Genomic DNA, 24346 nt, shown 5'->3' with positions numbered 1-24346 from the left:
TCTATTGCGACGCCGCCCCGGCAAGGGCGGCGAAAGCCGGGCCTTGCCCGCAAATATCCCGCGAAGGAACTGTCATGAGCAGAATAAGAGTTGCCGTCGATGTCGGAGGGACTTTCACCGACATTTGCATCATGGACGAAGATAGCGGCGCGATCCGCATCGAGAAGACCGCCTCCACGCCTGACGATCCCATGCAGGCGATCATGAATGGCGTGGAGCAGGGCCGCATCGATCTTTCGGAGGTGACGCTGTTCTCTCATGGTACGACGGTCGCCACCAATGCGCTGATCACCCGCCGCCTGCCACGCACCGCAATGGTCTGCACCGAGGGTTTCCGTGATGTTGTCGAGATCCGCCGCGCCAACAAGGAAGACCTCTGGGACACCTACAAGGATGTCGCCAAGCCCTATATCCCGCGCCGCGACCGGCTGACGGTCCGGGAACGGGTCAGTGCCGAGGGCACGATCCTGGAAGCACTGGACGAAGAGGCCGCTCACCGCGTCGCGGAAATTCTCGTCAAACGGCAGGTCAAGTCCATCGCCGTCTGCTTCATGAACTCCTATGTCAACGGCGCCAATGAGCGCCGCATGCGTGAGATTCTGAAGGAGGCCATGCCGGATCTGCCGGTTTCGATCTCCTCGGAGGTGATGCCGGAAATCTTCGAGCACGAGCGTTTTTCCACCACCATGGCCAACGCCGTCTGCGCCCCGGTCGTCGTCGACTACGTGTCGCGTCTCGGAGAAAAGCTTGCCGCGGCCGGATACAAGCGAGATCTCCTGTTGCTGCACAGCGGTGGCGGGGTCATGACACCCGCAAGCGTCAGGGATTTCTCAGCCCGGCTCGCAGGATCGGGCATTGCCGCCGGTGCGATCGCAAGCCGCTTCATCGGAAATCTCTGTGGCTTCCAGAACTCGATCGGCTTCGACATGGGCGGCACCAGCACCGACGTCTCGCTCGCATGGAACGGGGAGTCGCGCATCACAAAAGACTGGTACATCGAATTCGGATATCCGATCCGCTTCCCCTCCATCGAGGTGCTGACCATCGGCGCGGGCGGCGGTTCGTTGGCATGGCAGGACGAGGGCGGCAGCTTGCGCAACGGACCGCAGTCCGCCGGCGCGTTTCCGGGCCCTGCCTGTTACAAGAATGGCAACCGCACCGCCACCAACACCGACGCCAATGTCGTGCTCGGTCGTCTCGGCACCAGCCTTGCGGGCGGCAAGATCACGCTCGACCCCGCTCTGGCCGCCCAGGCGGTGCAGGAGACTGTGGCGACACCCTTCAGCATGGAACTCCACCAAGCGGCCGAGGCGATCATCGCTGTCGCCAACGCCAATATGGGCAATGCCGTCCGGCTTCTCTCCATCAGCCGGGGCTATGACCCACGAGACTTTGCGCTCGTCGCATTCGGCGGTGCAGGCGCTTTGCACGGAGCGGCCGTGGCGAAGGAGCTTTCGATTCCAACCGTGATCGTGCCGCCCAATCCTGGCGTCACCTCCGCGCTCGGTTGCCTTCTCGTCGACGTGCAGCATGATTTCTCCGAAAGCTTCATGGCCGATGCTTCGACGGTCTCGCCCGCCGAGATGCAGACGGCCTTTGTTCTGATGGAAGAACAGGCGGTTGAGCGCCTGACCCATGAGGGCGTGGCGCGCGAAGACATGGCGCTGCAGCGTACGGTCGAGATGATGTACCAGGGCCAGTGGCGCTCACTCGCGGTGTCAGCCCCGGCGCGGATCGAGAGCATCTGCTCGCTGATAGAGGCATTCCACAACGAGCACGAACGCGAGTTCAACTACCGCCGCGAAGAGGCGCCGGTGTCGATCTTCCGCATCGCGGTCAAGGCGATCGGCATCGTACCGAAAGCCGAGATGCCGCGGCATGAAGTCTTGCCGCACAAGCCACAGCCGGTCGGCCGCCGCGGCGTCTGGTTCGACGGCGTATCTCATGATGCGGCTGTCTATGAACGCGACCAACTCAGCGCCGGCGCTGCCTTTGCGGGACCCGCCATCGTCGAACAGTTCGATTCCACCACCGTGGTTCCGCCGGGAATGAGCGCCACCGTCGACGACTTCCTGAACATTCTCATCGTGACGAAAGGCTGAGACATGACAAAGCTGATTGAAACGAGCCCTGGCCTCGATCCGGTAACGTTCGAGGTGCTGAAAAACTCCTTCATCACCACCGTCGACCAGATGGCAGAACAGATGCTTCGCACCTGCTATTCCTTCGTCATCTACAACCGAGACTTTTCGAACGCCCTGCACGACGCCGATGGCAACTCCGTTGCCCAGGGCAACTACGACATCGCGGTCCATGTCGGCACACTGCACAACACATGCAAGGAGGTGATCCGGGTTTTCGAAGGCGATATGGCACCCGGTGACGTCTACGCAATCAACGATCCCTATGCCGGCGGTACGCATTTCAGCGATGTTCGGCTCGTCCGACCGATCTTCGATGAAGACAAACTGATCGGCTTCTCCCAGTCGAACGGACACTGGTCGGATCTCGGCGGCTCGGTGCCGGGTTCCTTCGACGTCACCGCCCGCGACATGTTTCGCGAAGGCCTGCGGATCACGCCGTTGCGCCTTTTCCAGCGCGGCCGCTTCTGCTCCGACGTCGCCAACATGATCGCGGCCAACACGCGCGATCCCGCGTCGATCATTGGCGACATCCATTCCCAGGCGCAGGCGACGCAGGCCGCCGAGCGCGAACTGTTGCGGCTGGTCAAGAAGTACGGACGCGGCCAGGTCATGCGCGGGATGGAGGAGGTTCAGGACTACGTCGAACGTGCCGTGCGAAAGCGTCTCGCGGAGCTGCCCGACGGCACTTGGGAGACGGTCGACTACATCGACCGGGATCTCGGTGCCGGCGAAGGCATGATCCCGATCCGCATCAAGATGACGATCAAGGGCGACACGATCCACTACGACTTTACGGGAAGCCATTCGACCATTGCCTCGATGTACAATTCCGCCCCGGGCGCGACCTTCTCGGCCGTGGTCGCCGGCATGAAAACCTTCTTTCCGGACCTCCCGCTCAACAGCGGATTTTACCGGATGATCGAGGTGACTGCGCCAAAGAACAGCATCGTCAGTGCGGAATGGCCGGTGGCGGTGACCGGGTTCCTGATGCCGTTCGAAAAGATCATGAACGCGATCTTCGAGATGTGGTCGAAGATCATGCCCGAACGCGCTATCGCCTGCGCCTTCAACCTCGAATATCTGCTGGCCGGGGGACGGGACGCGCGCAAACCCGAAAAGCCGATCTTCATGTTCTACGAATGGCTGCCGGGCGGTTGGGGCGGGCGCAACGGCAAGGATGGTGCCGATGTCACCACCGCCTGCTTCGGAACCGGGTTGATGTCGCAACCGAACGAAGGCAACGAACGGGTGAATCCGACTCGGACGGTCGAGTTCCAGATCAAGCAGGATTCAGCCGGGCCTGGCAAATGGCGGGGCGGCGTCGGCGTGCAGAAGACCTCGTTGCTGCTTGAGGCTGAAAATGCCGTCATGTCCTATATTTGCGACCGCGAGCGCGCTGTCGTCTGGGGTGTCGAAGGAGGCCTGCCGTCGATGCCCCACGGCTTGACCATGAAGCGCGCCGGAGAAGAGACCGAGATCTGGCTCGGCTCCGTATTCTCCGATTACTCCGTCCACACAGGCGACCAGTTCGCTCGTCCGACGGCCGGCGGCGGCGGTTTCGGCGATCCACTGCAGCGGGAGCCCCGCAAGGTGATGGAGGACGTGATCGACGACTACGTGTCTCTGGAGCGCGCCAAGACTGACTACGGCGTGGTGATCCGCGAAATCGACCGCGACCTGTGCCAGTACGAAATCGACGGGACGGCAACCGAAGCCTGCCGTGCCGACATCCGGGCGAAACGGAAGGACTGGGCACGCATGGATCCTGAGGAGGTCGCGCGCAAATACCGCTCCGGCGAGATCGACACGCTCGATGCGGTTCGGCACTATGCCGTGATCCTCGACTGGGAGACTGGCGAACTGCTCCCCAAAACCACCGCCCAGTTCCGTGAGAGCTTTGAGAAACGCACGGTCGTTCACTGGGCCTGAGCGCCAAAGAGCACGCCGCAGAGTTATCTGTTTTTTCGATACGATACTCAAACAATTACTATTTCACAGGAGCCTAAAGCTGGAGCAACAATGCTGCAGCGCCGCGAAAGTTGGCTGCTTCCGAGGGGTATGACAGATGGCGACAAGCGTGGAACGATCGTTCACCGCGGCCAGCACGATTGAAGAGGCATTGGCCGCACGCAGGCGAGGTGCGGCTGTGCTTGCCGGCGGCACCTGGATGATGCGTGATCCACGGCGCGGGGTCGAGCTTCCCGAGGCGGTGGTCGCCCTCCACCGAATACCGGCCTTGTCCAAGGTCGAAATCGGCTCGGACCATGTCGTGATCGGCGCAGCCGTTACCCACGCAGTCGTTGGCCGCGCGTTGCACGGGGCAGCGGGCTTCGAAGGTCTGGTTGCCGCGGCGGAGAATGCGGCCAATCCCGGCATCCGAAGGGTCGCCACCGTGGGCGGCAACCTTTGTGCCCTCGACTTTGCTGCCGCCGACCTCGCCCCTGCGCTTCTCGTTTGTGAGGCGACGATGGAGCTGGAGACGTTCGAAGGCCCAAAACTCCTCGGTATTTCGGATTTCCTCAAAGACAGGTATGCGCTGCTGGCCGAAGCGATTGTAACGAAAATTCATCTGCGCCGCGACCTTGTCGCAAGTGCTCATATCCGCCTGCCGCTTCGGAAAGCCGGCGACTATCCGGTCGCCATCGTCTCGCTTGCGGTAGACAAGGACAAACGATGTCGCATCGCCGTCGGCTCGGTGGAGCCGGTAGCGCGGCGCTGGACGGCGCTCGAACAGGCCATGGCGGCGGACTCGGCCTCTGCGTTCGATCCGGAACGCGCCGCCGGGCTTGCGCTGGAGCACAATGATTTTCAGGGCCGCGACGGCAAGGAAGCGGAGGGTTGGTACCGGCGCCAGGTTCTTGCGCCGCTGGTCAAGCGCGGTGTTGCCGCACTTCTCAAGACTGGGGGCCTGGCATGACCGTGACATTCCAGCTGAATGGCGAGGACTGCCGCTTTGATGGCGATCCGATGACGCCGCTCGTCGACATCTTGCGGCAGGAACGATTCCTGACGGGGACCAAAGCCGTGTGCCGCGAAGGCTTTTGCGGCGCGTGCACGGTGCATGTCGACGACGAAGCGGTGCCGTCCTGCCTAAAGCCGGTTGGACTGGTCCAGGGATGCGCGGTGACGACCATCGAGGGATTGAGTTTCGGAAGCCAGGCGCTGCACCCGCTCCAGGCCAATTTCGAGGCGGTCGATGCCGTGCAATGCGGCATGTGTTTTCCAGGAATGGTCATGAGCCTTTCGGCGTTCGTGCGTGACAATCCGCATGCGAGCCGTCCCGAAATCAAGGCCGCGATGGCCGGCAACATCTGCCGCTGCACGGGATATGAGCGGATCGTCGACGCCGTGGCCGACTGCCTTGACCAAGCGCGGAAGGCTGGCCAGTTGGTGGGAGGCATACATGTCTGAGCTGTCCGCCACCGTGATGAATCTTCCCCGCCGCGATGCGCAGGACAAGCTGCGCGGGCGGACGAAATACACCAACGACCGGGTTCGCCCCGACATGTTGCATGCCGTGCTGCTGCGGTCGACCGTTCCCGCGGGGCGTATCCGCAAGCTCGACGTTTCGGCGGCACTTCGCTGCCCTGGCGTGCGCGCGGTGGCGACCGGCGCCGACGCGCCAGGGCTCTACGGCATCGGCATTGCCGACCATCCGCTCCTGGCCATCGACACGATCCGCTATCACGGTGAACCAATCGCCGTCGTCGCCGCCGAGACGGAGAAGCAGGCGCGGGCGGCACTTGCCGCCATCATGCTCGAGGTCGAGCCGCTGGCACCGGTGCTCACCATGGCCGACGCGCTCCAGCCCGGCGCCCGTCTCGTCCACGAGGGCTGGCGCGGCTACGAGGTGATCACCGAGGGCGGTGCACGTGCCGGCAACATCGCATGGGAGGCAAAATCCAGCCGCGGTGACGTCGATGCGGCCTTCGCCCGTCCCGACATACGCATTGTCGAGAGCAGCTTTACCGTCGGCCGGCAGAGCCATGTGCCCTTCGAACCGCGCGTTGCCATCGGCTCCTGGGAGGACGGCCGTGCTCACATACAGACCTCGACGCAGGTGCCTTGGACCGTGCGCAACGTCACCGGAAGGGTCATGCAGCTTCCGCCCGGGCGTGTGCGGGTCACTGTACCCCCTGTCGGCGGCGGGTTCGGCCTGAAATTCGATGCATCCATCGAGCCTATCACCGCACTTCTGGCGCGGATGACCGGGCGCACGGTGGTCCTGGAAAACACCCGGCAGGAAGAGATGGCAACCTGCCTCTGCCGCGAGAATGCGGAAATCCGCATCCGGTCCGCTGTCACTGCCGAAGGATACATCGCCGGGCGCGAGGCGGTCGTGCTGATGGACTGCGGCGCGTATGGAGGCGAACAGGTTTTTCTGACGACGATGACGGCGCACACGCTGGGCGGCAATTACAGGGTTGGCGCAACGCGGCTCGTCAGCCGCGCCGTATACACCAACACACCACCCAACGGTGCTTTCCGGGCTTGCAACGGCGTCTACAACACATTCGCTTTGGAGCGACACACCGACGAAATCTGTGATGCGCTAGGCTTCGACCCGATGGAGTTCCGGAAGAAAAATGTCCTGGGAGATGGTGATCTCGGTGCCACGGGCCAGGTTTTCGAGGCCGACGTGCTGGGTCCGATGCTCGATCGCATGGAGACACTGCGCGCCAGTACCGGTACGTCAGAGGCCGAGGCCGACGGCAGGCTCTATGGTATTGCAACCACGGTCGGCACATGGTTCGTTTTCGTCGGGCCTTCGGCGGCGACGGTGAATTTGAACGCCGACGGCAGTGCAACACTGGTCACGTCGGGTGTGGAGATTGGTTCCGGCACGATGATGCAATCCCTGCCGCAGATCGTGGCCGGGCAACTCGGCCTCGCTCCTGACCAGGTGATCGTGCGCGAAGCTGATACAGATGCCGCCGGTCTCGATGTCGGCGTTGGCGGTGGGCGCACCACCGTGTCCATTGGTGCTGCGAGCATCGCCGCCTGTGCAGAGGTGCGGGAGAAGCTGCTGCGGACCGCCGGCGAGATGCTGCAGACCCGACCGGAAGACTTGGTGCTGCGGGACGGTCGTGTCGAGATCACGGGACGTCCCGGTTCCGGCATGTCGATCCCCGCTGTCGTCGCCCATGCGCAGGCAACCACCGGCCCGGTCACCGGAAGCGGAGCCTTTACCGCCAGGAACACTCCGGCAATGTCCGGCTGCGCGATGGGGCACTTCATCGATGCGCTCGACATCCCCGTCTTCGTTGTCCACGAGGCCGAGGTGGCGGTTGATCCGGACACCGGTCATGTCGAGGTGCTGGCCTATCGCGTGGTGCAGGATGTCGGCCGCGCACTCAACCCGCGCGCGGTCATGGGCCAGATACAGGGTGGTGTCGTGCAGGGTCTCGGCTACGCCCTGCATGAGGAGGTGACGATCACCGCTGACGGACGTATCGCGCAGGACGATTTCGAGACCTATCGCCTGCCGCTGGCGCAGGACGTGGTTCCGGTCGCCGCCGACCTCTACGAGGGCGCTCCGTCGATGGGGCCTCTAGGCACCAAGGGCGCGGGCGAGGTCCCGATCCTGGCCGTGGGCGCGGCGATCGGCTGCGCTGTGGCACGCGCTATCGGCAAGCCGGTGCGGCAGCTGCCACTGACGCCGCCGCGCGTGCTTCGACTGCTGCACGAGCGCGAACCGCCGCCGGAATTCCCCCACATCGCCCACGGCTGGGCGTCGAACACTCTGGGCTGAGGCAAGCAAACCATGGTCACCCTGAACTGCGACATGGGGGAAAGTTACGGCAACTGGCGTTTCGGCGACGATGCCGGCATCATGCCCCACATCGATTGCGCCAACATCGCATGCGGCTTCCACGCCTCCGATCCATGGACGATGCTGAAGACCGTGCGGCTCGCGCTTTCGCACGGAAAGCAGGTTGGCGCGCATCCGTCCCTTCCCGATCGCGAGGGGTTCGGCCGGCGCGAGATGAAACTTCAGCCCGAGGAACTGACAGCCGCCTTCCTCTACCAAATCGGTGCGCTGACAGGAATGCTGGCCGCCGAGGGCGGGCAGCTCAGCCATGTCAAGCCGCATGGCATCATCTACGGCATGGCCGCGCACGACGTGGACACTGCCCGGGCGATTGCCGCGGCGGTCAAGCCGTTCGGCGTCCCTCTCTTCGGCCTGGCGGGAACCTGTCACGAGACGGCGGCAGCCGAACTCGGCGTCGCCTTCGTGGGCGAGTTCTTTCCCGATCTTGCCTACGCTCCCGGCGGCAGCCTGATCATTCCGCGCGTCCAGTCGGCCATCGACCTGACGCTTGCCGAGCACCGCATGGTGGGGGCGCTTACCCGACGCGAACTCGTCACGACAGACGGTACGATCCGCCCGGTCGACTTCGACACCGTCTGCATCCACTCCGATCCTCCGAATGCGCGCGACGTCGCCGCGCTGATGCGGCGGATCATCGACACCCATTCCAACAGCCTGCCATGATTCATTTCCCGAATCGTGAAAGCTCCACGCATGGGATCGAGGACTATCTCGCACTCACCTCCCGAACCATTTCCCCAAGCCGCTGAGGACTTCCATGGATGCGCTTTCCAACTCTCTCGCCGCCGCCGACATCGCCACCTCCATGCACCCCTACACAAACCTGCGTCAGCACGAGGAAACCGGGCCGCTGATCATCAGCCGCGGCGACGGCATCCGTGTGTATGACGAACGCGGCAAGGAATACATCGAAGGGCTCGCCGGGCTGTGGTCGGTGGGCGTCGGCTTTTCGGAAAAGCGGTTGGCCGACGCTGCCTACCAGCAAATGCTGAAGCTGCCCTACTACCACACCTTCTCCTCCAAGGCGCATGAGCCATCCATCCGGCTCGCTGAGAAACTCGTGGAGATGACGCCGGAAAACCTGACGCGTGTCTTCTTCACGTCGTCGGGCTCGGAAGCCAACGACACCATCGTCAAGATGATGTGGTTCATGAACAACGCGCTGGGCCGGCCAAAAAAGAAGAAATTCCTGGCACGGACCAAGGGCTATCACGGCATCACCGTCGCCTCCGGCAGCCTGACGGGCCTGCCGGTCAACCATCGCGACTTCGATCTGCCGGCGATTCCCGTTCGCCATTTGACCTGCCCGCACTTCTATCGCTTCGGCATGGAAGGCGAAGACGAAGCCGCCTTCACGGCGCGTCTGCTCGCCGAGCTGGAAGCGGCGATCGCGGAAGAAGGGGCTGACACCATTGCAGCCTTTATAGGAGAGCCGCTCATGGCAGCCGGCGGCGTTCTGCCGCCGCCGGTCGGGTACTGGGAAGGCGTGGAGAAAATCTGCCGGGCAAATGATATCATCCTGATAGCAGACGAGGTGATCTGTGGTTTCGGGCGGCTTGGTACGCCTTTCGGCGCTCAGAAATACGGCTTCACGCCTGATATCATGACGGTCTCCAAGCAAATCACGTCGTCTTATATGCCGCTTGCCGCCGTCATTTTCTCCGATGCGATCTATCAGGCGATCGCCGACAACACCGCAACGATCGGCAATTTCGGCCACGGCTTCACGGCGTCGGGTCATCCGGTCGCGACGGCGGTGGGTCTCGAAAACCTCGCCATCTTCGAGGAGCGGGACTTGATCGGAAACGCGGCCCGCCTTGAGACGTCGTTCCAGGCCGGCATCCGCTCGTTCGCCGATCACCCGCTTGTCGGCGAAGCGCGGGGCACCGGTCTTATCGGCGCCGTGGAGCTGGTGGCAGACAAGGCGACGAAACGCCCCTTCGCCAAGGTTGGGCGCGCAGGGAGTATCGCAGCGGGAATCGGCCACGAGGAAGGCCTCATCTTCCGCGCCATCGGCGACCAGCTCGCGCTCTGTCCGCCGATGATCTCGACAGAAGACGATGTGAAGGAAATCATGACGCGCATGGGCCGGACGCTTGAGCGCCTGACCGGTGCGGTTGCCAAGGAGGGACTTGAATGACCCGCATGAAAGCCGAACCGGTCATCCATATCGACGACGAACGCTTTCGGGTCACCGAATGGCGCTTTGCCACCGGGGCCGAGACCGGCTGGCACATCCATGGCCATGACTACGTCATCGTGCCGCTTACGGACGGCAAGCTCGGTCTCGAAGGCCCCGACGGCGCGCAGTCGCAAGCCGCTCTCACTCAAGGGGTGCCCTACTCGCGGCGGACGGGTGTGGCCCACAATGTCATCAATGCCGGCGATGCGCCGCTCGCCTTTCTCGAGGTCGAGGTCGTTGAGGCTGGCGATCTCGCAGCCAGGCGGCTCGCCGTGCTCGACCGGTTCCTCGCGGCCTGGAACGCTCGCGACGTGGGCGCGCTGATGGACTGCATGGTTGAGAATTGCGCTTTCCACGGCTCGGCCGGCCCCGATGCCGAAGGGCGCAAGCATGTGGGGCGTGACGCAGTGCGCGTCGCCTATGCAGCGCTGTTCGATGCCTTCCCGAAAGCCGCGTGGATCAGGGGACGGCACATCGTGACGGGCGACACCGGGCTTTCATCATGGCGCTTCGTCGGCACCACGGCAGCGGGGCAGCAAATCGAAGTCGACGGCTGCGATATCTTCGCTTTCTCGGGGGAGCTCATAGCGCTCAAGGATTCCTACCGCAAAGCGCGAGGGTAGCGAAAATCTGGATTCATCGGGCGACAAGGGCGGTCCAAACGGGCCGCCCTCGTTTTTTGCTCAAAGGCAATATCCTCAAAAGACGAAAGGCCCGGTCATCCCAAAGGAACAGGGCCTTCCGCATATGAAGGGCCGGGCTTACCCGGCCCATCTTCTCCTACTTGAGCAAGGCTTCCATCGGTACCGGCTCGGAAATCGTCCAGTTGCCTACAACACCCGGCTTGCCGGCCTTGGTCTCGACGATCAGGTACCGCGTCTGGTTCTGGTGATGCAGTTCCGGCGTGAAGGTACGAGGCCCGAACAGTGTCGGCTCATTCTTCATCTTTTCCAGTTCCGCGACGACCGCGTCGGCATCGGCCGTGCCTGCACGCTCCACCGCCTTGGCCCAGACGTCGACCATGACGTAACCCGGAAAGACATACTGGCTCGAGGGATCGGCGCCTGTCTTCTGCTTGTAGGTGGCATTGAACTTCAGCACGGCCGGATTGGGATCGTCGCCATAGATCGATCCCTGAACGGGGACGTAGAAGTTCGTCAGATCGGGCACAGCCGAGAGCCAATAGCTACCGTCGACGCCCGATCCATTCAGGATCATGGAATTGATACCCGCGGCGCGAAGCTGCTTGATGGCCGAGACGGCGCCCGGCATCATCGTGCAAAGCATGATCGCATCCGGCTCCTTCGGCAGAGACTTGATGCGGGTGATCTGCGCGGCGATGGAGGCATCCTCGTTCTTGAAGGTGTCTTCACCGACAAGCTTCGCGCCCTGGGCTTCGAGCTTCGGCATCATCCAGTCGAAGCCGTCGCAGATGCCCTTGTTGTAGGCCGTCCAGGTATCGAGCAGACGGTAGAAGTCCTTTGCGCCCTTTTCCTTGAATGCCCACTCGGCCATGGTCGCTCCCTGCACGGCCGCCAGCACCGACGCGGAGAAGCTGTGCGGGCCGACACCCTGGATGCCGGCCTTGACCGATTCCGCGCACAGGAAGAAGGAGATACGGCCTGCGTCCTCGGCCGCGAGCGCAGCCGGCGATCCGAAGTCGTAGTCGCAGGACACGACCACGAGATCCGCACCCTGGTCGAGCACGGAGAGGCCAGCCTTGGCGCCTTCGGCCCGGTCGGACTTGGTGTCGGCCTTGACGACCTTGATCTGCTTTCCAAGCAGACCGCCAGCCGCATTGATCTCGTCGATGCGGATCAAAGCCGCCTCCTGGGCAGGCTTGTCATAGGCTTCCATGAAGCCCGACTCCGCAGTGGCGAAGCCGATGACGATAGTCTTGTCATCGGCCAGGGCCGGGTATGCGATGGACATCGAGGCCAGAGCGGTTGCGACAATTCTCATTTTGTATGCCATGCACGTCTCCTTTTTTGTTTTCCGGTCGGGCTTGTGCCGCCGGTCACTTGTTGCGACTGCTGCGAGGTAAGGTGAGTTCGCGGTTGCCCATGAGTCCGGATGGGCGAAGCGCGAGGATCACGATCATGATGACGCCGAGGGCTATTTCCTGAACCCCTTTCGGGAGGGCGAACGTGGACTCGCCGAGCGATACGCCTGCCTCCAGCCAACGCAGCGCCTGGATGAGGGCGGACAGCAGGACGACACCCACCACACCACCCGACAGGCTGCCCATGCCGCCGACGACGAGCATGGAAAGGGTGATGAAGGTGAGACCGAGATAGAATGTATCGGGTGTGACCACGCCGATGGAATGAGCCATCAGCGCACCGCCCAGCCCCATCACCGCGCCCGATACGACGAACGCCACCAGTCTTTCCCTGGGAATGTCGATACCGGAAGCCGCGGCGGCGGTGGGCTCGTCGCGGGCAGCACGAAGGGCTAGGCCGGACCGGGAGATCGCGTGCACCCAGGCGATGAAGATTGCGACCACGGCGCCGATGAGATACGGCCAGATCACGCGCACGATCGGAATGCCGACGACCGACGAGGTCGCTCCGGTCACGCTCTCCCAGTTGGAATAAATTGTGTTGATCATGGCGAGCATCGCGAAGGTCGCGATCGATGCTGCGATGCCCGATAATCGCATCAGCACCCGCCCGAAGATGAGAGCGGCGAGGGCGGCGAACAATGCCGCCAGCACGGCCGATTGCCAGTAAGGCAATCGGGTCGCCAGCAGCCATTCGGGCAGTCCCGGCAACGAACCGCGTTTCATCATCGGGTTGATGGTGAGCCACGCGGCCGCGTAGGCGCCAAGGCAGGTGAAGCCGATATGCCCGAAGCTGAGAACGCCCGAATTTCCGATAAAGATGTATAGGCCCACGACGAGGATGACACGGACGAACACGTCGATCACCGTCTGGTTGAAGGGCCGCGATCCGGTCATCACCGTGATCAGCGCGATGGCCAGCAGCAGCAGAGAAAGCAGGACCGGCGTCAGGATTGTGCGGCGCGCAAGTGCGAAGCGGGCGGGCTTTTGCTTGGCAGCCGCGGCACCGGGAGCGGTAGAGTTGGCTAGGGAGGCGGCGACAGCCATGAAATCAGACCCTTTCCTTGGTGCCGCGCGCGGCAATAAGCCCTTGCGGGCGGAAGAGGAGGACGAGGATGACCGCTCCATAGACAAAGGCATCGCGGAATGGCCGGGCGTCGATGGGCAGCATGACCTGCATGATCACCGAGGCGGCACCCAGCAGGAAGCCGGCGAGCACGGCTCCCCCGAGGCTGCCGAGGCCGCCAATGACGGTGGCGATGAAGGCCATCAACATGATCGAGGCGCCCATCTGGATGTCCAGCGTGCCTGTCTGGGCGCCAAAGATCAGCGCAATGGCGGCGGCCAACGCGCCGGAGAGGGCGAACGCACCCATGATGACCCGGTTCGCACGCACACCCAGCATGCGGGCCATCGAGAAGTTCTCGGCCGCCGCCCGCATCTCCAGGCCGAAGCGGGTTTGACGCAGGAACAATGTCAGGCCGATCAGGATGACCATCGTGGCGACGATCGTTATGAGCTGGAGGAGGGGAAGCCGGGCACCAAGGATCTCCACCGGCTGGGACAATTCGGGCAGCAGCGAAATCGATTTCGGCCGACTGGAGAAAAGCATGAGCAGGAAGTAGCGAATAACGAAACCGAGCGCGAAGGAGGCGATCATCATGGTTGCCGGATTTGCCTGGCGGAACCGCCTGAAGACGACGATTTCGCACAGCACCGACAGCCCGGCCCCGCAGAGGAGCACGAAGGGCACCAGCAGGTACCACGGCAATTGGCCGGCGAAGACGATGGCCATGGCGTCTGTTGACGGCCATAGCAGCGCGAAGACGCAGAAGGCGATGACGTCGCCATGCGCGAAGTTCACGAGCCGCATCACGCCGAAGATGAGGGCAATGCCGAGCGCGCCGAGCGCGTACAGCGAGCCAAGCGAGAGTGCGTCGAACAGGATCTGAAGCATCTCAATTGTCCTCGTAGCCGAAATAGGCAGCCTGGATCGCCTCGCCGTTGCCGAGCGTCCGCGCGTCGCCATCGAGCACGATCTGTCCGCCACGCATCAGGATCATCCTCCCGCCCACCATCATCGCCCGGGCCGAGCTCTGCTCAACGATCAGGAGCGTGAGTTGGCGCTGCGCACGCAGCGCGATCAGCCGCTCGTAGACCTGGTCGTTGATGTTGGGGGCGAGGCCCAGCGAAGGCTCGTCAATGGCTACAAGCCGCGGATTGGTCATCAGCGCGCGTCCGATGACCAGCATTTGCTGCTGCCCGCCGGACAGCAATCCCGCCTGCCCGTGCCGCCTCTCTTTCAGCATCGGGAAGGTTGCGTAGACGGCTTCGAGTTCGTCGGCCGCTCGGCTGCGCCAGCCGCGTTCGCGGGCGTGCATGCCGGTTCCGACCAGGAGGTTCTCTTCGGTCGTCAGCGAGCCGAAGACATCGCGCCCCTCCGGCACCATGGAGAATCCGAGCCGGGCGATGTTTTCCGGCGCCTGGCCGGTGATCTCATGACCTGCAAGGTCGATCCGGCCGCCCGCCACCGGCGTAACACCGGCGATCGCGCGCAGCAGCGAAGACTTCCCGGCTCCGTTCGGGCCGGTGATGAACAGGATTTCTCCCTCGGCCATGGAGAAGGAGACATTTCGGACCGCCGTGAGACGGCTATAGCGAATAGTGATATCGGAAAGGGCGAGCAGGCTCATTCCATCGCCTCCAGAACAGGCAAGTCGGTGTTCGCGGCCGTGCCCATATAGGCGTGGCGCACCTTCTCGCTGTCGCGGATGGCCGCAGGCGGGCCTTCCTCGATGATCGCTCCGGAATCGAGCACAACGATATGCTGGCAAAGGCCGAGCACCAGCCCGACATTGTGCTCGATGAGCAGGACACCGCAGCCGAGATCGCTGGCGATATGTCTTATCAGGGCCGAAAGCTCCCGCGCCTCCAGTGCACTCATGCCAGCCGCGGGCTCGTCGAGCAGGATGTATGCGGGCCGTCCCATCAGGGCGCGGCCAATGGCGACGCGGCGCTCGTCCGTATATGGCAACGTTCCGGCGATGCGGGTGCTCAGCGCACCGATGCCTATCCAGTCGAGCATCGCTTCCGCTTCGGCGATGGCAGCGCGCCGGCTCATTCCCAGGCCAACGCCGGTTACCTCCAAATTGTCCAGCACAGGCAAGTCGCGGAAGAGCCGCCCACCCTGGAAGGTGCGGGCGATGCCGCGCCGCCGGACCTGATGCGGCTTGAGACCCGTGAGTGCTGCGCCGTCGAGCTTGATGGTGCCTTCCGTCGGTGCCTGGAAGCCGGTCAGCACGTTGACGAGCGTGGTCTTGCCAGCGCCATTCGGGCCGATGAGGCCACTAATGCGGCCGGGCGTAATTTGGAGGTCTACCGATGACAGGGCCTTCAGCCCCGCAAACGATACCGAGACGTTCTCCGCGCTCAGATGACTCATGACCCTTTCCTTCTTTCTACCGACGGAAAGGCGCGAAGCATCCGGCCTTGCGGCCAGTCACGTTGCAAATGTCTTCCCCTGTCGGTTCCGGCGGTCTCTAGCGGACTGCTCGGATGCCAAATTCACGCCGTTGCCCGGCGTCGTCTTGTCGTTTCGCGCACCGGATTTTGTCTTCCGCCACGCACGGTCGGTTTTGGCCGGCCGATCTCCTCGCCACCGGCTCCTCCGCCGGCATTTTTCCGGCTGACGTCAGCCGGCCAGATGTCCTTCAGCACGCGCCAGCGCGGCGCGCTGTTCGGTTCGCGCGGCAAGCGCGTCTTCCAGCGTCACCGGAACGAAGCGCGCCGGGGTGTGCGGCTGGAGCTGGGCGATAAGGTCCATGTCGGCCGATATCACCACGCCCAGCATCATGTACCCGCCACCCGAAACCGCGTCCCGGTGAAGAACGATCGGCTCCGTGCCACTCGGCACCTGGACGGATCCGTAGGGATAGCAGGCATCGACGATGTTCGAGGGGTCGGAGCCCGCACCGAAAGGCTGCTCGCGCTCGACGAACTCCAGCGGCGTCCCGCCCCGGAAGCGATAGCCGATGCGGTCGGCTTCGGGCGCGACCTTCCAGGTTTCCTCAAAGAACCGATTGCCGGCAGCCTCGGTGATCCGATGCCAGTACATCCCGGGAAGCATTCTGAGTTCCGCCGGACTATTGCCCGCGCGGCGCAGATTTGCAGGCAGTGAAAGACCGGCTTTGCCGGAACCTTCGCCGAGGGGAAGCTCATCACCCGCCTTCAGCGTGCGGCCCTGATGGCCGCCGAGTGCGCCCAGAATGTAAGTCGAGCGCGAACCGAGAACCACGGGTACGTCGATGCCGCCGGAGACGGCCAGATAAGCGCGCGCGCCGCCCTTGAGGAAGCCGAAGGAAAGCCGGTCACCGGCCTTCACCGGAAAACTTTCCCAGGTCGGCCGCTCCTCGCCATTGAGTTTGGGGGGGAGTTCTCCGCCGGTGACGGCGACGACCGCGGATTGGGTGAATTCGAGTTCGGGGCCCATGAAGGTGGCTTCGAGCACCGCGGCACCCGGATTGTTGCCGACAAGCAGGTTTGCGATGCGTGTGGCAAAGCGGTCCATGCCGCCGCCTTCGGGAATGCCGACATGATAGTGGCCTGGTCGACCAAGGTCCTGCACGGAAGTGGAGAGGCCGGGAGAGATTACCTTAACGGCCATTGATAAGCTCCATCAGCTTTGCATTGGTGCCGTAAATATCGCTGTTGAAGTCCTTCAGGCTGAAGGTGCACTCGCGAACCGTCGGCTGCCACCGATTGGCTTCAATTTCCTCCAGCGTGGCGTCGTAGTCATCGCGGCCAATGGCCTTGAACTTGACGATGTCGCCTGGCTTGAACAGGCACATGTCATCGGAGAGGTAGCGCACCTTCCTGGTCGGGTCGTAGATCGGGGCCGGGGTTATGCCATACATCTGGTAGCCGCCAGCGCCGCGTACTGAATAGATCGCTGCGAAGCAGCCGCCATGGCCAATGGTGAGCTTGGGAGTGTCGGTGCGTGGACGCAAGTATTTCGGCGCCTGAATCTGTTTCTTGCGCTCAACCATCTGGTACAGGAAGGGCAGTCCGGCGACGAAGCCGACCATGGACACGAACCAGGGCTGGCCGGAATAGGCCGCGATAAACTCTTCCACCGTGGCGTAGCCGTTGATGCGGGCCGAATATTCAAGATCGGTGGAGGACGGGTCCTGATGGCGCTCGCGGAAGCGCAAGCAGGTTTCACGCGTCCATGGATCCTGGAAATAAACCGGCAGTTCGATGATCCGGGTCTTCAGCACCGGGTCCGCCTTCGAGGCCGCCTCTTCCATCGACTTCAGTTCGCTGAGCAAATCCTGCGGCTTGACGATGTCGGGGTTGAAGCGAATCTGGAAGCTGGCGTTGGCAGGGCAGATCTCGGTGACACCTCGGATGCCTGCCGTACGCACCGCGTTCGTCATCGAAAGGCCGGTAAAGAAGGAGGTGAGCGACATTTCTTCGGACACCTCGCCGAAGATATGTTCGTCACCGCCGAAGTTGAATCGTATCGACATCGGTCCTCCTTAACCCGCCAATGTTGCGGCGTTTTCGATGAGCCAGCCTTCCAGCCAGCGGGTATGCACGTCTCCCGCCCGCACCGCCGGATCGGCGGCCAGCGCAAGAAACAGCGGCTTGGTGGTCTTGAGCCCGCCGATCTTCAACTCGTTGAGCGCGCGGATCAGGCGCACTATCGCCGCCTCGCGCGTCTCTGCATGCACGATCAGCTTGGCAAGCAGCGAATCATAAAAGGGCGGCACCTGATAGCCTTGGTAGAGCATCGAATCGAAGCGTACGCCCGGACCGCCGGGAATGCGAAGCTCGGCCACCAGCCCCGGGAATGGAGCGAACTCCTTCGCCGGGTCTTCGGCATTGAGCCGGACTTCGATCGCATGCCCCTTGACGGAGACATCGCCTTGCCGGATCCGCAGCTTCTCGCCGCCGGCGATGCGAAGCATCTCCGCAACGAGGTCGATGCCGGTGATCGCTTCGGTGACCGGGTGCTCGACCTGGATACGGGTGTTCATCTCGATGAAGTAAAAGCGATCTGCTTCATCGTCATAAAGATACTCTACCGTGCCGGCACCAGAGTATTTGACCGCCTTGGCCAAAGCGACCGCCGAAGCGCAGAGCTCCTCGCGCAGCCTGTCTGAAAGTGCGCGCGACGGCGCCTCCTCCCAAACCTTCTGGCGTCGCCGCTGCAGTGAGCACTCCCGCTCGTAGCAGTGGATGGCATCGCTTCCGTCTGCCAGCACCTGCACCTCGATATGGCGGGCCTTGCCGATCACCTTTTCCATGTAGAGGCCACCGTCGCCAAAGGCGGCGAGGGCTTCTGCTTCGGCTTGAGGAAAGGCTTGTTCGAACTCGGCGAGCGAGTTGGCGATGCGGATGCCCCGCCCACCGCCGCCTGCCGCCGCCTTGATCATCACCGGAAAACCGGTTGCGGTCAGCACCTCGTGGCCAGCCTTGAGGCCCTCGACCCGGCCAGCCGAGCCAGGCACCACAGGGACACCTGCAGCGGCGGCGGCGGATCGCGCCGAGACCTTGTCTCCCATCATCCGGATCGCATCTCCCGACGGGCCGACGAAGACCAATCCAGCGCCTGTGACCGCGTCGGAAAACGCGGCATTCTCGGCAAGGAACCCATAGCCTGGATGAACGCTGTCGCAACCGGTGTCGCGGGCAGCCTTCAGAATTGCTTCGACATTGAGATAGGACTTCTTTGCCGCTGGTGGGCCGATGTTGACCGCTTCGTCCGCAAGCTGGACGTGGAGCGACTCGGCGTCTGCGGCCGAATACACCGCCACGGTGGCGATCCCCAAATCTTGCGCGGCCCGGATGATCCTGACCGCTATCTCGCCCCGGTTGGCAACCAGAAGCTTCTTCAGCATCAGTCGAGATCCGCAATAGGTGCGCCGGCCATGATGGGGTCCTCATTGTCGGCAATGAAGCGGATGTTCGTACCGGCCGTCTCGGCCCTCACTTCGTGGAACGACTTCATCACTTCGATGAGACCGATTACGTCTCCGGCGGACACCGCGTCGCCATCCGCCTTGTAGGGCGGCTGGTCTGGCGAAGCGCTGCGATAGAAGGTGCCAGGAAGAGGTGAAAGAATCTGGGCCATAAAAAGCTCCGGAAAACTGCGGACAGACTAATTTGGAACCGCCCGCGCGGGCGGGTTCGGTCGAATTCAGTGCCAGGGGGCGATTGCGGTGCGCACGGCCCTGGCTATTTCGATGGCGTTCGGCGTATCGGAATGCACGCAGATGGTATCGCAGCGTACGGGGAAGAAACTGCCGTCCTCTGCCGTGCCCTCGCCCTCCCTGATGGCGCGTACGCACCGCTCGGCCATCTCTGCGGGGTCCTTGGCGTCATGAACGCGTGTCAAGATCAGCTTGCCGGAGGCATCGTAGTCGAGATCGGCATAGAACTCGGCGACGAATGGGATACCGCGCTCTTGATAGATCTTCTCATGCAGGGTGCCCGTCATGCCGAAGAGGGGTACGCCGAAAACCTCTGCCGCGTCACACACGCCATGGGCGATTGCCTCCTGCTGCATGGCCATGAAGTAAAGGCTGCCATGCGGCTTGATGTGGTGGAGTTCCACACCCTCGGCCTTGAGGAAGCCGGCAAGCGCTCCCACCTGGTAAATGATGGTGTTCCTGACTTCTTCGCGGGTCATCCGCATCTCGCGCCGGCCGAAACCCTGAATGTCGGGCAAGCCTGGATGGGCGCCGATCTTGACGCCACTCGCCTTGGCGCTGCGGACGGCGGCGTGCATGTGATCCGGATCAGAAGCGTGGAAACCACAGGCGACATTGGCAACGTCGATGATGGGCATCATGCCCATATCATCGCCAACCTTGTAGAGGCCAAAGCTTTCGCCCATGTCGCAGTTTAGCGTCACCGCCATCGCATTGTTACCCCTCGAAGCTGCCGTCTTTGCGGCGTTGCAGCATTTTTTGCGCATGCGAAGGCGTTTGTGAAATAGTAGTTTATTGATTGTCATATCAAAAAAACAGATAATGGTTCTGGGCCGGAGCGCACCATGACCATCACCTTGAAACAGCTTGATTATTTTATCGCGACCGCCGAGAGCGGACAGGTCAGTCATGCTGCGGTGGAACTCAACATCTCGCAATCGGCGGTCACTGCGGCGATAAAGACGCTTGAGGCTGACCTGGGCGTACGGCTTTTGGAGCGTAACCACGCTGGCGTAAGATTGACGATGGAGGGCGCGCGGTTTCTTGAACATGCGCGGGTTATCACCGGGGCCGTCGCTGCCGCCGTCCGAAGCCCGTTGCGCGATAGGAAAGGCCTGGCGGGCAAGCTGCGGCTGGGCATGACCTACACGGTCGTCGGCTACTACATGTCGCGCCACTACGCCCGGTTTCGAAAGACCTATCCCGAGATCGAGGTCGAGGTGCTGGAACTGCCCCGAGACGCTCTCGAAAGCGGGTTGATGTGCGGGGACATCGACATGGCCGTGATGCTGGTGTCGAACCTGGAGCACACCAAGGAGTTGGCGCAGGAGGTCTTGATGCGGTCGAACCGCCGGCTCTGGCTTTCGGCTGATCATCACCTGCTCGCGCGACAGGAAATCAGCCTCACCGATGTGGCGGCGGAAGATTATGTCATGCTGACGGTTGACGAGGCACGTACGACGGCCGCCCGTTACTGGGATGCCGCGGGGCTTTCGCTCCGCGCCGTCCTTACCACCAGTTCGGTCGAGGCCGTGCGGTCGCTCGTGGCTGCCGGCATGGGGGTCACTGTCCTGTCCGACATGGTTTACCGCCCCTGGTCCTTGGAGGGGCAGCGCATCGAAGTGCGCGGGCTTGTCGAGCCCATCCCCACTATGGATGTCGGCCTGGCCTGGTCGCGTGACAGATCAATCGAACCGGCAGCGGCGGCCTTCCGGGCCTTCATGTCCGTGACCATGGGCGGCGGCGGCTAACCGCCTGCCGTCAGGCAGGCGCTATGGCACAGGCTTGGAATGGTGGCGACGACGCGGATGCCGAACGGTGCGAGTTCCACGGCCATGGCCCGGGTGGCGGCAATCGCCCAGCCCTTGAAGCATTGCACCAAGTCAAATTCGGGCGAGGCGAGACGCCGCCGTTGGCGATCCGGTCGAACATCTCTTCGTCCATCGTCTCGAGCGCCAGGGCGGCTGGGCCACGCCGGCATTGTTGACCAGTATGTCGAGACCGCCAAAGGCCGAGCGGGCCAGGTCTGCCGCCGCTTCGAGCTTGCGAGTGTCGAGAGGTCGCCAGTGATTGGCCGCTCATTTCGCCGATTTCGGCAGCAACGCGGGCCGCGGCGGCCTCATCCCGGTCCATCAACACGGCCCGCGCACCTTCGGTGACGAATTTCCTGACGATGCCTTCGCCAAATCCCGAACCGCCGCCAGCGACGATGGCGACCTTGCCAGCAAGTCTCATATCTGTTCCTCCATTGACGCCACCATCGGGGAAGTCGGGTACATTGCACAGTCCGATTATCTGAACGCCCTTTTAGCTTTCCTTGTTTGAGGTCGACCGGCGTGGGAGGCATAGTCACCACGGATTGTGAGGAGGAAGGGATGACGCTGAATTTCGACCCGCGGGCGAAGGCCACGGCGCTCTACCATGGCGAATTCCGGCCGATGTTCGTCGGCGGCAAGTGGATTCCGGCACAGTCCGGCCAGGAGATGCAGGCGTTCAACCCAGCGACTGGCGAAGTGCTGGCCACCGTGCCGCGTGGCTCGGCGGCCGACGTCGATGCGGCGGTGGCCGCTGCGCGCACGGCTTTCGAAGGGCCATGGTCAAAATTCTCGCCCTATGAGCGGCAGTGCGTGCTTCTGCGCATCGCCGATCTCTTCGAGACCCATTGGGAAGAGCTCAGCGTTTCGGACACTCTCGACATGGGGCTGCCGATCACGCGCACGCTCGCCAACCGGCGGCGCGTCATCGGCATGCTGCGCTTCTATGCGGGCATGGCGACCGCGCTGCATGGCGAATCCATAGACAATTCGATCCCCGGCGAGATCGTCAGCTTCACAAGGCGCGAGCCGGTGGGCGTTGTCGGCGCGATCATCCCCTGGAACGCTCCGACCGCCGCTTCGATCTGGAAGATCGCGCCGGCGCTCGCCACCGGCTGCACCATCGTGCTGAAGCCCTCGGAGGATGCCTCGCTGACGCCGCTGCTGATCGCCAGGCTGATGCAGGAAGCCGGCGTCCCCGACGGCGTCGTCAACGTCGTCACCGGCACCGGGGCGGAGGCCGGTGCGCGGCTCGCTGAACATCCCGACGTCAACAAGATCGTCTTCACCGGCTCGACGCTGACCGGCCAGGCCATCGCGCGGGCGGGCGTGATCAACCTCAAGCGCGTTTCCCTGGAACTCGGCGGCAAATCGCCGATCATCGTCTGCCGGGATGCCGACATCGACAAGGCGGTTCCTGTCGCCGCGATGGCGGTGTTCGTGCATTCGGGCCAGATCTGCATCGCCGGATCGCGGCTGTTCGTGGCGCGCGAAATCCATGACGAATTCGTGCGCCGGGTCGCCGAGTTTGCCGGCAGGCTTCGCATCGGCCATGGCATTGAGGCGGAAACCGAAATCGGCCCGCTCATCAATGCCAGGCAGGCCGGCAAGGTGGTGGGCTATATCAAGGCCGGCCGCGACGAAGGCGCGGAACTGATAGCGGGCGGGTCGCGACTGACCGGCGAGCCCTACGACGGCGGCAATTTCATCGCGCCGACCGTCTTCGGCGCGGTGTCGGACAAGATGACCATCGCGCGTGAAGAAATCTTCGGTCCGGTGATTTCGGCGATGCCGTTCGACACGCTTGACGAAGCCGTGGCGCGGGCCAATGCGACGCCCTATGGCCTGGCAGCCGGCATTTTCACCACCCATCTGGGCACCGCCCACAAGCTCGCCCGCCGCATCAAGGCCGGTTCGGTGTGGGTCAACATGTACCACGCCATCGACCCGGCGGTGCCATTCGGCGGCATGAAGATGTCCGGCTACGGCCGCGAGGGCGGCATCGAACATCTGCATGAATATCTGGAGACCAAGTCGATCTGGATCCAGACCGACTGAGCGTGCGATGGTCGATCGGCACCACCCGCATGCAGTGTGGAGAAAGAGGATGAGGAATCGTCGGTTGTGTCCTCTGCCGGATTTCACCTGCCGCAAAGCTCAGCCCGATGCCGGTAGCGTGCCGCGATCCCGTGACGGTACTTTCTTGAGTGACGGGAGTGTCTGGCCCGGCAGTCAAGCGGCTCTGCTTTCCCCAGCTTCCGTCCTATAGGCCGTTTCCCTCGATCATCGCCATCAGGCAATCGCCAGATTGTGTGCCGCTGATGCCCAGATCACGCACGCTGTTCATGTGGTTTCGGTCATTCAGGCGGAGGTCGCAGACAAGGTGCCCCTGCGCGCGCAAGCGCTTTCCGAAGTCGGCGGCCTGCTGGTGAAAAGGTGACGTTTCCTGATCTCCGACGAGAATGGTCGCTGCCGTCTCCGGGTCATGCCACCGCGTCATTGGGGTGAAGACAGCTGCCTCCTCATCGGTGATTCCGATTAGCGGCTGGAGGAAGGACGTCTGAAGGGGCTTGAGGTCGTAAAGGCCGCCTAGCAGCAGCGCCGCACGTATGCGTGATGGCATTGGCGTCTTTTCGAACAGGAATGTGGCCAGGTGCGCACCCGCCGAATGACCACTTACGCTTAGCCGGGCAGGGTCGCCGCCATGGTCGACGATATGGTCCAGCACCCATTGTTTGGCACGCCGGACCTGGCCGACGATTGCCGCCATCCTGAACTCGGGCATCAGCGCATAGTCGACGATGACCGCGATCGCCCCAGCTTTGGTGACTGTGTTTGCTACATAAGAATAGTCGCTCCTGGAGAACATGCGCCAGTAGCCGCCATGGATGAAGATGTGCACGGGAAGATCCCTGCGCGCGCCGGGCGGAAAGAACAGGTCCAACCTCTCGGCCTCGCCCTCGCCATAGGCGATATCAGCCGACATCGGCAGGTTCGCCCGGGTTTCGGCGCTGCGAGTCACTATGTCGGCCACGATATCGTCAAAATCGGCCACATGGTCGCGCGTGCGGAAAGGGTCCTTTGATATGACTGCCGG

The 24346-nt window shown here is 63.0% G+C and carries 23 protein-coding genes; 11 read left to right on the top strand and 12 right to left on the bottom strand.

Features of this window, described 5'->3' with window-relative positions; all coding sequences use genetic code 11:
- Nucleotides 1-74 precede the first annotated feature (74 nt).
- From NKJ37_RS20855 to NKJ37_RS20820, 8 genes are all read left to right on the top strand, one after another.
- Entirely contained in the window at nucleotides 75-2102 is a 2028-nt protein-coding gene (locus NKJ37_RS20855) for a hydantoinase/oxoprolinase family protein (protein ID WP_352610064.1), read from the top strand.
- A gap of 3 nt (nucleotides 2103-2105) precedes the next feature.
- Nucleotides 2106-4073, top strand: a complete 1968-nt coding sequence (locus tag NKJ37_RS20850; RefSeq protein WP_352628424.1) for a hydantoinase B/oxoprolinase family protein — start codon at nucleotides 2106-2108, stop codon at nucleotides 4071-4073.
- Nucleotides 4074-4209: 136 nt separating this feature from the next.
- Nucleotides 4210-5061 (top strand): FAD binding domain-containing protein, encoded by an 852-nt coding sequence (locus NKJ37_RS20845; RefSeq protein WP_352628426.1) that lies wholly within the window; start codon nucleotides 4210-4212, stop codon nucleotides 5059-5061.
- On the top strand, nucleotides 5058-5555 hold the full coding sequence (locus tag NKJ37_RS20840) for a (2Fe-2S)-binding protein (RefSeq protein WP_023808989.1): 498 nt from the start codon (nucleotides 5058-5060) through the stop codon (nucleotides 5553-5555). Before NKJ37_RS20845 ends, NKJ37_RS20840 begins: the two co-directional genes overlap by 4 nt.
- Nucleotides 5548-7896: a xanthine dehydrogenase family protein molybdopterin-binding subunit gene (locus NKJ37_RS20835; protein ID WP_352774878.1), complete on the top strand. Its 2349-nt coding sequence runs from the start codon at nucleotides 5548-5550 to the stop codon at nucleotides 7894-7896. The genes NKJ37_RS20840 and NKJ37_RS20835 overlap by 8 nt, the downstream gene beginning before the upstream one ends.
- A gap of 12 nt (nucleotides 7897-7908) precedes the next feature.
- Nucleotides 7909-8640, top strand: a complete 732-nt coding sequence (locus NKJ37_RS20830) for a LamB/YcsF family protein (protein WP_023808987.1) — start codon at nucleotides 7909-7911, stop codon at nucleotides 8638-8640.
- Nucleotides 8641-8734: 94 nt separating this feature from the next.
- Nucleotides 8735-10117 (top strand): aspartate aminotransferase family protein, encoded by a 1383-nt coding sequence (locus tag NKJ37_RS20825; protein ID WP_352440676.1) that lies wholly within the window; start codon nucleotides 8735-8737, stop codon nucleotides 10115-10117.
- Entirely contained in the window at nucleotides 10114-10782 is a 669-nt protein-coding gene (locus NKJ37_RS20820; RefSeq protein ID WP_127294316.1) for a nuclear transport factor 2 family protein, read from the top strand. Before NKJ37_RS20825 ends, NKJ37_RS20820 begins: the two co-directional genes overlap by 4 nt.
- 157 nt (nucleotides 10783-10939) lie before the next feature.
- Here NKJ37_RS20820 and NKJ37_RS20815 read toward each other — a convergent pair whose 3' ends face one another.
- From NKJ37_RS20815 to NKJ37_RS20770, 10 genes are all read right to left on the bottom strand, one after another.
- Nucleotides 10940-12133 (bottom strand): ABC transporter substrate-binding protein, encoded by a 1194-nt coding sequence (locus NKJ37_RS20815; RefSeq protein WP_023808984.1) that lies wholly within the window; start codon nucleotides 12131-12133, stop codon nucleotides 10940-10942.
- Nucleotides 12134-12176: 43 nt separating this feature from the next.
- Entirely contained in the window at nucleotides 12177-13268 is a 1092-nt protein-coding gene (locus NKJ37_RS20810; protein ID WP_352440675.1) for a branched-chain amino acid ABC transporter permease, read from the bottom strand.
- 4 nt (nucleotides 13269-13272) lie between these two features.
- A complete protein-coding gene (locus tag NKJ37_RS20805; protein WP_027036291.1) occupies nucleotides 13273-14178 on the bottom strand; it encodes a branched-chain amino acid ABC transporter permease in 906 nt (301 codons plus the stop codon).
- A 1-nt stretch (nucleotide 14179) separates the two neighbouring features.
- On the bottom strand, nucleotides 14180-14914 hold the full coding sequence (locus tag NKJ37_RS20800; protein ID WP_023808981.1) for an ABC transporter ATP-binding protein: 735 nt from the start codon (nucleotides 14912-14914) through the stop codon (nucleotides 14180-14182).
- Nucleotides 14911-15663, bottom strand: a complete 753-nt coding sequence (locus tag NKJ37_RS20795) for an ABC transporter ATP-binding protein (RefSeq protein WP_352440674.1) — start codon at nucleotides 15661-15663, stop codon at nucleotides 14911-14913. Before NKJ37_RS20795 ends, NKJ37_RS20800 begins: the two co-directional genes overlap by 4 nt.
- Nucleotides 15664-15912: 249 nt before the next feature.
- A complete protein-coding gene (locus tag NKJ37_RS20790) occupies nucleotides 15913-16884 on the bottom strand; it encodes a 5-oxoprolinase subunit C family protein (RefSeq protein ID WP_023808979.1) in 972 nt (323 codons plus the stop codon).
- On the bottom strand, nucleotides 16874-17749 hold the full coding sequence (locus NKJ37_RS20785; RefSeq protein WP_126103558.1) for a 5-oxoprolinase subunit B family protein: 876 nt from the start codon (nucleotides 17747-17749) through the stop codon (nucleotides 16874-16876). The genes NKJ37_RS20790 and NKJ37_RS20785 overlap by 11 nt, the downstream gene beginning before the upstream one ends.
- A gap of 9 nt (nucleotides 17750-17758) precedes the next feature.
- Nucleotides 17759-19123, bottom strand: coding sequence for an acetyl-CoA carboxylase biotin carboxylase subunit (locus NKJ37_RS20780; protein ID WP_352628439.1), 1365 nt, complete (start codon nucleotides 19121-19123; stop codon nucleotides 17759-17761).
- On the bottom strand, nucleotides 19123-19356 hold the full coding sequence (locus NKJ37_RS20775; RefSeq protein WP_013533152.1) for an acetyl-CoA carboxylase: 234 nt from the start codon (nucleotides 19354-19356) through the stop codon (nucleotides 19123-19125). The genes NKJ37_RS20780 and NKJ37_RS20775 overlap by 1 nt, the downstream gene beginning before the upstream one ends.
- A 66-nt stretch (nucleotides 19357-19422) precedes the next feature.
- Complete coding sequence (locus NKJ37_RS20770; protein WP_352628745.1) at nucleotides 19423-20145, bottom strand: LamB/YcsF family protein; 723 nt, start codon at nucleotides 20143-20145, stop codon at nucleotides 19423-19425.
- 135 nt (nucleotides 20146-20280) lie between these two features.
- On the opposite strand from NKJ37_RS20770, the gene NKJ37_RS20765 reads away from it, so the two are divergent.
- The gene (locus tag NKJ37_RS20765) at nucleotides 20281-21186 is read left to right on the top strand and encodes a LysR family transcriptional regulator (RefSeq protein WP_127294331.1); all 906 of its coding nucleotides are present in this window, start codon (nucleotides 20281-20283) and stop codon (nucleotides 21184-21186) included.
- A gap of 10 nt (nucleotides 21187-21196) precedes the next feature.
- Here NKJ37_RS20765 and NKJ37_RS20760 read toward each other — a convergent pair whose 3' ends face one another.
- Nucleotides 21197-21610 carry a Rossmann-fold NAD(P)-binding domain-containing protein gene (locus tag NKJ37_RS20760; protein ID WP_352610109.1) on the bottom strand — a complete coding sequence of 138 codons (414 nt, stop codon included), beginning with the start codon at nucleotides 21608-21610 and terminating at the stop codon, nucleotides 21197-21199.
- Here NKJ37_RS20760 and NKJ37_RS20755 point away from each other — a divergent pair.
- Together NKJ37_RS20755 and NKJ37_RS20750 are read left to right on the top strand one after the other, a co-directional pair.
- A complete protein-coding gene (locus tag NKJ37_RS20755; RefSeq protein ID WP_352610114.1) occupies nucleotides 21506-21760 on the top strand; it encodes a hypothetical protein in 255 nt (84 codons plus the stop codon). The two genes, NKJ37_RS20760 and NKJ37_RS20755, sit on opposite strands and share 105 nt — an antisense overlap.
- A 50-nt stretch (nucleotides 21761-21810) precedes the next feature.
- Nucleotides 21811-23307 carry an aldehyde dehydrogenase family protein gene (locus NKJ37_RS20750; RefSeq protein WP_352774876.1) on the top strand — a complete coding sequence of 499 codons (1497 nt, stop codon included), beginning with the start codon at nucleotides 21811-21813 and terminating at the stop codon, nucleotides 23305-23307.
- A gap of 205 nt (nucleotides 23308-23512) precedes the next feature.
- On the opposite strand, the gene NKJ37_RS20745 is transcribed toward NKJ37_RS20750, so the two are convergent.
- Nucleotides 23513-24337 (bottom strand): alpha/beta hydrolase, encoded by an 825-nt coding sequence (locus NKJ37_RS20745; protein WP_352774909.1) that lies wholly within the window; start codon nucleotides 24335-24337, stop codon nucleotides 23513-23515.
- Between the last annotated feature and the right edge of the window lie 9 nt (nucleotides 24338-24346).

It is taken from the genome of Mesorhizobium sp. M0140 (assembly GCF_040322475.1).
Classification (GTDB): domain Bacteria; phylum Pseudomonadota; class Alphaproteobacteria; order Rhizobiales; family Rhizobiaceae; genus Mesorhizobium.
The sequence above is the reverse complement of the archived record's forward strand: the minus strand, read 5'-3'. Positions and strand labels throughout refer to the sequence as shown.